Source organism: Staphylococcus pasteuri (assembly GCF_030547725.1).
Classification (GTDB): Bacteria; Bacillota; Bacilli; order Staphylococcales; family Staphylococcaceae; genus Staphylococcus; species Staphylococcus pasteuri.
In genome coordinates this window covers 1-328 of the sequence record NZ_JAUOQO010000127.1, presented here as the reverse complement: position 1 = coordinate 328, position 328 = coordinate 1, and the positions used below count along the sequence as shown (strand labels likewise).

The 328-nt window shown below is 37.8% G+C and carries 1 protein-coding gene; it reads right to left on the bottom strand.

Annotated features, from left to right (window positions below; all coding sequences use genetic code 11):
- The coding region (locus Q4528_RS13090) for a hypothetical protein (RefSeq protein WP_303521912.1) at nucleotides 1-227 on the bottom strand (227 nt) is incomplete at its 3' end.
- Between the last annotated feature and the right edge of the window lie 101 nt (nucleotides 228-328).

Genomic DNA, 328 nt, shown 5'->3' with positions numbered 1-328 from the left:
ATCAGCTCGACCTCGGTGATTCTTGGAATCATAGAGCCTGAAGTTTTATCTGGAACTTCTTTCGAAAACGAAATTAAAAGTTCAACCACTCGCTCTATGAGAGGCTTGTTTTTGGAGCTAGTGCCTTTAGCTGGCGGAGAGGATTTAAGCTCATTGTCCTCTTTGTCATATGCTCGTTTTTGAGCCATTTGATCAAGTAGAATATTTATAAATGCAGAAATATTCACTATTGCTAGAAAAGCCTCTTGCTCTGAAAAATAGAGTTTATAATCATGGGTTGACTTATTTCTCCATTCCGTTCGATAGTTTGTAAATAACTGGAGAACTC